This window comes from Flavitalea sp., from assembly GCF_035489435.1.
Lineage (GTDB): Bacteria > Bacteroidota > Bacteroidia > Chitinophagales > Chitinophagaceae > DATHKG01.
Window position 1 is genome coordinate 26382 of sequence record NZ_DATHKG010000149.1, and the last position, 7622, is coordinate 34003.

Genomic DNA, 7622 nt, shown 5'->3' on the forward strand with positions numbered 1-7622 from the left:
ACGGACAAGGGCAAAAAAATGCCGGGCATTTACCCGGCATAAACTATCAATCAATTCAATAAATCCTTTATTGTTTTCGGGTAGTATCCTTCGGTTTTTTCTTTAGCAGATCCTTCAACAAGCCCTTGCCGGTTTCTTCAAGTTGTTTTTTTGCGTCGACCGGTTTGCCGGTTGAGTCCTTCTTTCCGGCAATTTGTTCTTTAAGCTTTTCTTCGGCAGCCTTGATTACTTGTTTTTTAGCAGATTCGATTGAATCTTTCACCTGTGCCTTTGCGACGGTCACAGCACTGTCGGCAGCTGCTTTTTTTGCTTCAATAAAGACGTTTGCCTGGGCTTTCATGTCTTCTGCAAGAGAAGCTGATGCCTGTTTGAGATCTGTTTTTATCTGGGGATTTGTTATTGTGCCTCCCATTTTGACTTTCAGGTTGATCACATCACTGAGTTTGACCGGAACACCTTTATTATTTGCCTGTGTTACCAAACCATTGATTAATTGGTTGCCCTGATCGCCGATTAATGATCTTGGAACCTTCATATTTACTATATAGTCAAGAGACTGGTCAAACCCATGCATACCACCAATCTCCATATCAATCTCTTTTATTTTAACAGTAAATGGTTTCACAAGTACTTTTCCGTTTGCAAATTCAATATAATTTTTGATGTCCTTCAGCGTCACTGCCTGGAGATCTTTAACATTGAGAGTAGAAGCAAGCTTTTCAAGTGGTCCGAATTTACTAAGGAAGCCCTGTAATAAAAACAAGGTTCCTTCACCGGTGAGGCTGTTCAGATCGGGCATCATGTCTTGTCCAAGTCTACCTTTCATGGTAAGTTTAGAGGTCAGTTTTCCTGAAATAAATTTTGCTACCGGCATCAGCGCCTGCACTGTGTTAAACGAATTGAATGTTTTTTGCACATCAAGGTTTTCAACATCGTAGCTGAGAGAAATGTCCGGATTTTTTTTGCTCCTTGCGGTAGAATAGGATCCGTTCAGCCCGATAGTACCATCCAGCGCCTGCATCTTTATGTCTTTTAAAACTACTGTTTCATTGGCAAGTGATAAAGCCCCGGTCACATTATTATAGTTTACTTTATCATAAGTCACCTGGTCAGCTTTTGCATTCACCAGGAAGCTGATATTTTTCGGAACTGCAAAAGGTTCGGATGCTACAGTTTCTGCAGAAGCAGTGGTTGTATCGGTACTCATCCATTTGTTAAGATTTACTTTGTCTGCAGCAACATTGAGTTTTCCTGCGAGCGGTTCATCTTTCATGGCATAACCGATCAGGTTATCGAAGCTTCCGTTAGCTGTAAAATTTGTTCCCATGAAGTTGCCTGCAACGGTATTCAAAGTAACATTGCTCGGATTAAAAGTCATGGTCGCATTGCTTACCTTAACACCATCAGGATAATCTTTTGATTTATAATTTACCTGGGATGCATTAACGGTGCCTGAGGTTTGAATGGCATCATACTGGCTTTTATCAATCTGTGATTTTTTTCCTTTGAATGCGAGATTAGCAGCAACTTGTCCGGCAAGTGATGTTCCCGGTTCGAAAGTATAAAACTGACCGATATTGCCGAGGTTAAATGAGCCTTTTGCAGTTCCTTCAAATTGTGGATCGCTTGCAGGTGTAGTAAGAATTAAGGTGAGATCCACCGGATCTTTACCAACTTCTATATGGGCTGCAGGAATGTTAATTACCGTATGATCAGCTATACCATCCGGGTTCTCAAAATTAATTCTTGCACTGGTATTCTGGATAGGTTGGGGAAATGCCGGAGATGTATAGTACAGCTTAGCAATTTCCACAAAACCTTTTGCGGAGAATGGCCCTGGTTGTTGTTTCTGGACAGCTGCAATATTGCCTTTTGCCTGGATATCGGCATTAAGCAGCCCTGCAAGCTTAGTACCTGCTTCAAGCTTTACAAACTGGGTGATCTTTGAAAGATCAAGTCTGCCTTTGGCAACCGCGTCTACATACATATCTGTCAGCGGCTTTTTGAAAAGAACCTTAAAGTCGAACGGTTCGTTATCCATTTCAAGATGCCCCTGTTGGATATCAACGACAGTGTTATCAGTAACACCGTCGGGGTTATTCACCTTCATGACGATGTTAATATTCTTTACTGGTTTTGGAAGATCAGGGTATTGAAAGAATCCATTTTTTACTTCAAGGTTAACGGCATAAGCGGGAATGGCAGTTGAACTATATACTCCACGAACAAAGCCGTTGAACAATGCAGAGCCACTGGTTTTTATCTTATCAAAATCGTTTTTATAAACAGCAGGGATCAGGGAAAGAATGGTTTTGAATTCAGTGGATGGAGCGTTAAACTTTATGTCCATATTATAAACGCTGTCATTCACCAGTTGAAAGAATCCACCTGCTGCAAGTTTCATATCATTGACCTGTATCTGTTCAGTATTGAATGAATACTTACTGGTTTTATTGTCAACCTCTATAGCTGCATCGATACTTGTTTTAGATCTGTATAAATAAGGTACGCCACCATAGCTGAAAGAAACCTCATCAGCATTGGTATTGGTAACGAGCGTAAAAAGATCCGAAGTAAAATCACCACTGCCTTCATGATTAAGATTAACTAGCTCGGCACTCATATCTGACGAAAGATCATTGTAATAAACATAGCCGTCTTTGATTTCATATTTTTTCAACTGGAGATTGAAAGGTTTTTCTTCAGATGGAGTTGAAACGGCGGCCGTGTCCGGTTTGGCGATATCGTAGTTGGCTTTACCTTCTTTGGTAACAAGCGCGTGAATCCGCGGCTGGTTAATGGTGACAGAATAAATATTCATGTTGTTACCACTGATAATACTCATCAGGTTAACAGCAACGTCAATGTTTTTTGAACTTATCAGGGTGTCTTTTGAAAATTCATCCAGGCCAATTACCTGGAGGTTTTCAAGAGCAACTGCAACACGGGGAAAGCGCCGGAAAAATGAAATATCAACATCGGTGAAATCTACCCGGGCATTTACATTTTTATTGATTTCTGTTTTTGCGAACGCAACGATCTTATCTTTGAAGAAGTAGGGGATGGCAATTGCTGCGAGAATGAGCACAACGAGTACAATACCTGTGATTTTTAGGATTTTCTTCAACATGGGTTTTTGGATTTTAAATTGAATATCAGTCCACGAAGATAGCTTTTTGTATTTTCGTTTCATAGTTTTTACAAATATGACGCCAGAAAGGGAAGCCAGATTGTTAACCGTACTTAGTAAACGCCAGGATGACCTGACTGTTGTTCTTGAAAACGTATTTGATCCTCATAATATTTCGGCGGTGATGCGTACCTGTGATGCGGTTGGGATCCAGGACATCTATATCCTGAACACAAAGATTCCAATACATAAAAAATGGGGCGCAAAAAGCAGCAGCAGCGCTGTAAAATGGCTCACTATCCATCAATTTACCGATGCAATTGAATGCATGGAAGTTTTGCGTCGCTCTTACGACAAAATTCTCACAACTCATTTGTCTGCCGATGCCGTTGATCTGTATGAGATTGATTTTACCGGGAAACTTGCCCTGGTATTTGGCAATGAACATTCCGGCGTGAGTGATGAGATCAGGGAAATGGCAGATGGCAATTTCCTGATTCCACAAGCCGGAATTATTCAATCATTAAATATCTCTGTTGCATGTGCTGTTTGTTTATATGAAGCTTATCGCCAGAAAACCATTGCGGGGCATTACGATTCCCGGAAAATGGATGCAGACCGGTCAAAATCATTATTGAAAGAATGGAAATATTATGGAGAAATCTGAGATCCCGTTATGCTGTGACCTGTGGATGTGAAGTCTCTTGTTTCATTCTTTCTTCAGCGAGCGCCTTTATAGAATGAATGCTTACGTTCAGCTCATAGCCAATCAGCAATACCAGGGAATTTATATAAATCAAACTCATTAAAACAATGATGGTTCCTATCGAACCATAAAGGGCATTGTATTCGCCGAAATTATTAACGAATGTAGAAAACACCAGTGTCGATAAAATACTCAAAGAAGTTGCCAATACAGATCCCGGAGATAGAATCCGCCATGGTTTTTTGATGGCTGGTGCGTATTTATAAATAAGGGCAATGGAATAAAATATCAGGCCGAGAATAAATAGCCAACGGATAGAATCGATAAGACTGATAAGTAATTCGCTTTTGATACCGAGCCATCTTAGAACCATACCCTGCATAATGAGCAGTATGAGACAGGCAAGTACCAGTCCCATCATGATCGTTGTTAGTTTTATGGCGGTCCACCTTGTCTGGAATTCTGATCTTTTTTCGAAGCCGATATAGTTTTTATTGAATGAGCGCATCAGGCCCATCATTCCATTCGAAGCAAAAAATATCAACAGGATAAAACCAAATGATATCAGACCGATTCTTGTTTCATCAAGAAAACTATCAACAAATGAAATGATGTTCTGGTTATACTCCCTTGCGGGAACCATATCGGTTATAAGCGTATGTAGCTGCCGTTTCAGAGGTCTTTTTGGAATAAAGGGCAACTGCGGAATGATCGTAAATAAAAACAGGCAGGCCGGAGGAATCGCCATGATAACATTATATGAAACAGCAGATGCACGTTCGGACAAGCCGACCTTTTTGACCTGTGCCAAAAAAAACATAATCACATCATACAATGGAAGGCCGTCGAAGCCGGGAAGTATAATTTTTTTTGATTTAGCAATGGCATACTGAACCAGTGATGTATTTAATATGATACGTTGCCATTTGACCATAAAATATTACAAGTCTTCTTTGGAGGCCTGTCTTAATCTTTGTAGTGAGTCTAAAGTTTTCCGATACAATTTTGCATACTTCAGGTGATCGTTGTAGTTCTTTGCAAAAAGATGTTTGCCTGAAAGATCTGGTTTTGCGACAAAATAAAGGTATTCTGTTTCGGGTGAATTTAACACTTCGTCAAGCGTTTCAAGCGAAGGCGTACAAATAGGACCGGGGGGTAAACCCAGGTTCCGGTATGTATTATATGGTGAAACGACTGCAAGATGTTTTTCGTATATACGTTTCAGTGAGAAATCCCTTAATGCAAATTTCACCGTCGGGTCTGCGCCAAGGCGGATTGATTTTTTTAACCTGTTGCGATATACGCTGGCCATAGTATCCTTTTCATCTTTCGCATTTGTCTCTTCTTCTACAATTGATGCAAGTATATAAGATTCAGTGGGGGTGAGCCCGATTTTAGATGCCTTTTGTTTTCGCTCATCGTTCCAGACTGTTTTATATTCTGAGAACAATTTTCTGAAAATCATGGTTGGCGTAGAGTTCCAGAAATAAGTATATGTATTTGGAAAAACAGCTGTCATGATGGTATTGCTGTCGAGCCCATAATGTTTCAGTGTATCCGGGTTGTTCATGTAGTTTATGATAGCAAGCGAATCACTTTCGAACTTTCTTCCGACCAGGCCGGCGAAACTTTCTTTGGTGCGGATCTTAGTGATAACGAGGTTTACTGATGATTGCCGGCGATTGCGAAGAATCCGGGCCAGTTGCCAAAGACTTGTCCCCTTTTTTATTTCATATTTACCTGGGCCCAGGTTTTCCCAAACTTTAACACGGTTTGCCAGGAATCGGAATGAACCGGGGTTGTCAATAAGGGTATCCAGGCTTTTAAGTACAGCCATTTCGTTTGCCTCGCCGGTCCGGATATAGAGGAATTTCAATTTTTCATCAAAGCTTGTAGCTGACATAAAAAAACGCCAGCCGACAAAAAGGGCTGACAAAAAAACCAGAACCAGTAAGCCAAGAAAGATTTTCCTGATCATAATAATATATCCTAAAGTTAGATCGTAATTCCGTTTTGAGCTGGGATGTAAAATAAAACAAAAACCCTGCTATTGCCAGCAGGGTTCGTTATATTTTTAAGTAGTGTGAATCAGGGATTCGGTGTAGTAGGCTGCGGTGTTGAGGCTCCGGGTTGTGACGGAACCTGCTGAGCAGGAGCTTGTTGTGCGGGGGTGGGACGACCACCTCTCAGTTCTCTTGTATCAACAGCTGAGCTTTTTGGAATGAAAACAATTGAGAATATGCAAAGCAGGGCAATGGCACTTGCCATGATCCAGGTACCTTTTTCAAGTACATCGGTAGTTTGCTTAACACCCATGAACTGAGAATTAAAACCGGCAATGTTTCCGGCAAGGCCACCACCTTTTGGATTCTGAACAAGTATCAGGAAACCTACAATCACGCTAATTATTATCACCAGGATCAGGAACAGGATCATCATATCACAAGACTTTTAATTGGTCAATTTTGGCTGCAAAATAAGTGCTTTTCGAGGGATTCTGCAAACTTAATTTCCGGTAGATCTGGCGGGCCTTTTCATAATTTCCCTGTTTTACCCAAACCTCGGCCATTGATTCCGTGAGCACTTCTTTTTCCTCGACAGAATGCTCGGCTATGCGGCGTATAGAATGCTGAGCGGTCTCATCCATACTGTTTTCAGCAACCTGTTGAGGCAGTCTTTTCATACTGCGGATCCATTCAGTGAAACTTTTCAACTGCTGGCCAAGCTTGTCCTTCGAAAAATCCTCCAGTTTAAGTTTAATTCCCTGGGATGCGAAGTAGTCAATTGTATAATAAGGGTCGAATTCCAGTTTTTGAACGTCAACGGGCGCGTCTTTTGCTACTTCAGGTTCGGGATTTTTTGCAAAAGCAGGTTCCGGATTTTTTGCAACCAATGGATCAGCGGCTTCTGCGGACAGGGAACCGGCGTCTTTATTGGATCCGGCATTCTCTGCGGAAACCTGGGATTGAACTGCATTTTGGAATTCATCGGTTACTGTTTGGACTTCGTCAGTTACCGTTTCATGTTCAGTGATATTTTCGATTTCTTCAGGTAAAGGATCTCGTTGAGAAGCTTTTTGTGCTTCGAATGAGATCAGATCAGGACGGTCAACCATCTGATCATCTGAGTATTCAAACTGGCGAGCTGGTTGCTCAACATTCGCCTGGTCTGTACCCCTGTTTAATGGTTCTAGTCTTTCCCGGTCGCCTGCAACAACTTCTGAAGTGAGATGTTTGCGCTTTTCAAAGTTATTACGAAGTTCTTCATCAGATACGGGTTCGTCTTCTCCGGAACTATTTTCCCCGGCATCTTCTTCCTCCGTTTCCCAGGGAGCGTTTAGTGTTTCTTCGTTCAACCGAAGTTCTTCATTTGTTTCTTCCGTAATAAATTCTGCGAACACCTCACCGTCATCATAAAACAACTCTTTCGGGTTAACGGGGGCTATATCTGTTGAAGCCGGCGCAAGCGCAGCAATAACAGGTTGATCTAAAATAACAGGCTGATCTGATTTACTGTGGTGCCTGCTATCATCAATTTCTTCCTGCGCTTCTTCCTTTTTTTCTTCCCCGGCTTCTAACCCTGGATCCCTTCCTTCTTCATTTCCTGGTTTTAACCCCGGATCTGTTTCATTTTGATCATCATCCTCTTCTTCAACCTCATCTTCTATATCGCCTGGTATGTCATCACCTGAAATGTCCGGTTGTGCATGGGCGTTATATTCACTGGTTTGGTGAGGTAACCCACTTGTGACATACTCCTGTTCAAGTTCATTTTCGGGATCTATTT

Annotated in this window: 5 protein-coding genes and 1 pseudogene; 1 reads left to right on the top strand and 5 read right to left on the bottom strand. The window is 41.5% G+C overall.

Annotation, left to right across the window (positions count from 1 at the left end):
* Positions 1 to 67: 67 nt before the first annotated feature.
* Positions 68 to 3130, bottom strand: coding sequence for a hypothetical protein (locus VK664_RS23140; RefSeq protein WP_461401086.1), 3063 nt, complete (start codon positions 3128 to 3130; stop codon positions 68 to 70).
* Positions 3131 to 3206: 76 nt separating this feature from the next.
* Between VK664_RS23140 and VK664_RS23145 the strand changes: the two genes are divergently transcribed.
* Entirely contained in the window at positions 3207 to 3797 is a 591-nt protein-coding gene (locus VK664_RS23145) for a TrmH family RNA methyltransferase (RefSeq protein WP_461401087.1), read from the top strand.
* Between the two features lie 7 nt (positions 3798 to 3804).
* Here the strand turns inward: VK664_RS23145 and VK664_RS23150 are convergent, their stop codons facing one another.
* The 4 genes and pseudogenes from VK664_RS23150 to VK664_RS23165 form a co-directional block, all read right to left on the bottom strand.
* Positions 3805 to 4770, bottom strand: a complete 966-nt coding sequence (locus VK664_RS23150) for a YihY/virulence factor BrkB family protein (protein ID WP_461401088.1) — start codon at positions 4768 to 4770, stop codon at positions 3805 to 3807.
* A 6-nt stretch (positions 4771 to 4776) separates the two neighbouring features.
* On the bottom strand, positions 4777 to 5814 hold the full coding sequence (gene mltG, locus VK664_RS23155) for an endolytic transglycosylase MltG (RefSeq protein ID WP_461401089.1): 1038 nt from the start codon (positions 5812 to 5814) through the stop codon (positions 4777 to 4779).
* 110 nt (positions 5815 to 5924) lie between these two features.
* Positions 5925 to 6275 (bottom strand): preprotein translocase subunit SecG, encoded by a 351-nt coding sequence (secG, locus tag VK664_RS23160; RefSeq protein ID WP_461401090.1) that lies wholly within the window; start codon positions 6273 to 6275, stop codon positions 5925 to 5927.
* A 1-nt stretch (position 6276) separates the two neighbouring features.
* Positions 6277 to 7622 (bottom strand): annotated as a pseudogene (locus tag VK664_RS23165) (hypothetical protein); the annotation flags it as partial.

Excerpts from the sequence above, each read along its gene's own strand:
- VK664_RS23145 (WP_461401087.1), top strand. The coding sequence starts at position 3,207 with ATGACGCCAGAAAGGGAAGCCAGATTGTTAACCGTACTTAGTAAACGC.
- mltG (WP_461401089.1), bottom strand. The coding sequence starts at position 5,814 with ATGATCAGGAAAATCTTTCTTGGCTTACTGGTTCTGGTTTTTTTGTCA.
- VK664_RS23140 (WP_461401086.1), bottom strand. The coding sequence starts at position 3,130 with ATGTTGAAGAAAATCCTAAAAATCACAGGTATTGTACTCGTTGTGCTC.
- VK664_RS23150 (WP_461401088.1), bottom strand. The coding sequence starts at position 4,770 with ATGGTCAAATGGCAACGTATCATATTAAATACATCACTGGTTCAGTAT.
- secG (WP_461401090.1), bottom strand. The coding sequence starts at position 6,275 with ATGATGATCCTGTTCCTGATCCTGGTGATAATAATTAGCGTGATTGTA.